The organism is Helicobacter pylori, from assembly GCF_014496965.1.
Lineage (GTDB): Bacteria > Campylobacterota > Campylobacteria > Campylobacterales > Helicobacteraceae > Helicobacter > Helicobacter pylori_CZ.
On record NZ_JACTCR010000028.1, the window covers coordinates 1 to 2570 of the forward strand.

Annotated in this window: 1 protein-coding gene and 1 pseudogene; both read left to right on the top strand. The window is 36.2% G+C overall.

What is annotated here, in order from left to right:
• Positions 1-122: 122 nt before the first annotated feature.
• A pseudogene (locus tag H7O61_RS07695) lies at positions 123-413 on the top strand (ancestral polypeptide); the annotation flags it as partial.
• Between the two features lie 258 nt (positions 414-671).
• Positions 672-2051 carry an MFS transporter gene (locus tag H7O61_RS07700; protein WP_187875635.1) on the top strand — a complete coding sequence of 460 codons (1380 nt, stop codon included), beginning with the start codon at positions 672-674 and terminating at the stop codon, positions 2049-2051.
• The last annotated feature ends 519 nt before the right edge of the window (positions 2052-2570 follow it).

Here is a 2570-nt window from a genome sequence, read left to right on the forward strand (position 1 = left end):
CGTATCAAAGCTTGTGGAGCTTCCTCTAACGGGGTTAGTTCTCAATATGGCAACATATTAGATCTAGCTAGTTATGGAGCTATGAAGCAAGAAAAAGCCCAATCGCTTTAGCGGTTGGGTAATTCACTGAGAAAAGTAAAAAATTGGATAAAGATTTCTATGATTGTAAGAATCATTTATACAACCTCCAGCTTTTAGAAGGCACAGAGAACCAAGCCAAAAAGGATAAAGACCCTGAGGTGTGGCTCAAAGAAGAATATAAAGATAATCAACAAGCCATAGAAGAGTATAAAAAAAGAAATTATATTGACCCTACCCTAAAATTAGAATGGGAAAATATCAAGGAATTTCGTGAAAAAAGAGAAGAAGCTATCATTAAAACATTAAAGGAAGTGTTATTACCCAAGTCTTAATAGGAGTGTTTTTTTGGCTGATAGAATTGGGTAAAGCGTTTTGACAAAATAGGTAAACAAAATGTAAACTCATTTAAGTGATGCTTAATGATAAAAAAGGTAGAATGATTCACTTTTTGAGTGCTAATAAATTTCATTTACTGCTTATTATCTAAAAAAATTCCTTTAAGGTGTAAGGTAGCTATATTAATTTTATCAATCTTAGTTTCAAAATGAAAAATTTAAAATAGGGCGATAGCCTTAGTGAAAGGATGATCAATAAAACATTTGGGCAAAAAAGAGGTAAAAATCTTAGGGTTGTCTTCGCTCGGTGGGACTTTAGAATTTTATGATTTTATTATCTTTGTATTTTTTACAAGTATCATTGCCAAACACTTTTTCCCAAACACGCTTAGCCCTATCTGGTCTGAAATCAACACTTATGGTATCTTTGCCGCAGGTTATCTGGCGCGCCCGCTTGGTGGCATAGTGATGGCCCACTTTGGGGATAAATTCGGTCGTAAAAACATGTTCATGCTCTCTATTTTATTAATGGTAATCCCAACCTTTGCACTAGCTTTGATGCCAACTTTTAATCATTTGGTGGGTTTTGGCGTGGATAGCATGGGGCTTACCCCTAAAAACGCTCATTATCTTGGTTACATAGCTCCTGTTTTTTTGGTGCTTGTTAGGATTTGTCAAGGCGTTGCTGTGGGTGGTGAATTGCCTGGCGCTTGGGTTTTTGTCCATGAACATGCCCCACAAGGGCAAAAAAACACTTATATCGGTTTTTTAACCGCTTCCGTAGTTTCTGGGATTTTGCTTGGGAGTTTGGTTTATATGGGGATTTATATGGTTTTTGACAAGCCTGTTGTTGAAGCTTGGGCTTGGAGGGTTGCTTTTGGGCTTGGAGGGATTTTTGGTATCATTTCTGTGTATTTGAGGCGCTTTTTAGAAGAAACTCCCGTTTTTCAGCAAATGAAGCAGGACGATGCCTTAGTCAAATTCCCGCTTAAAGAGGTGTTTAAAAGCTCTCTCTTTGGTATATCAATCTCCATGCTTATCACTTGGGTTTTAACCGCTTGTATTTTGATTTTTATCCTTTTTGTCCCGAATTTTACCCTTACGCATCCCAATTTTCATTTCACTCCGTTTGAAAAAACCTATTTTCAAATTCTAGGACTTGTTGGTATTGTAAGTTCCATTATTTTCACCGGGTTTTTGGCCGATAAAATCAAACCGCACAAAGTTTGTATGGCTTTTAGCGTGGTCTTTGCCTTTTTTGGCTTTTTATTCTTTAAGGAATTTTATTCTAACGCGCCAAGTTTAGTCAATACCATAGTTTTATACTTTTTAGCTTGCTTTTGCGCGGGCATTATGAATTTTTGCCCCATTTTCATGAGCGATGTGTTTAGCGCTAGAATCCGTTTTAGCGGGATTTCCTTTGCTTATAACATAGCCTATGCTATAACCGCTGGCTTTACCCCTCAACTTTCAAGCTGGTTAAACGCAAAAGCCATAGCAGCCCCTGAAAGTTTGCAAAGTTATGGTTTAAGCTTTTATATTCTCATAGTTTCTTTAATTGCTTTTATTACATCGCTTTTAATGGCTCCAATTTATAATAAATCTAATACCCAACACGAATCGCCCATAACATGAAAGAAGCGCAAACCTTTGAATCATTCCACCAAGATTGAGCCGATTTTCATTAAACCATATTTTAAAAAAATCATATTGACCCTAGAATTAAAAATATAGAGAAATTTCGTGGAAAAAGAGAGAAAAAGCTAAAAAATGAAGTGTTATTATCTAGGTCTTAATGGGGTGTTTTAGCGTTGGTGGATTTTGGTGGTGATGATGAGATTCTTAACATTCAAAGATTTTTGCAAAGATTTTTGAACTTGTTGTTTTAGATTTCATTTTGTTGTAAAACTCTTAAGGGGGTGAGAGAATATTATAATTCCTCTCTGCAACCTCATTAAAACCCCATAGCCCCTATGGAGCGCATCACAATGAGATTATCGCTTGATAAAAATCAAGCTCTCTAATATTTTCTCACCCTAAAACACCCACCCGTAATTAAAAAACACCTTAAAATGGCTAGCCCCTTCATTGAAAACAAAAGAGTTGGTGTAATCGCTACCACTAGAAACGACTTTAGCTTTTCTTTGGATCAAA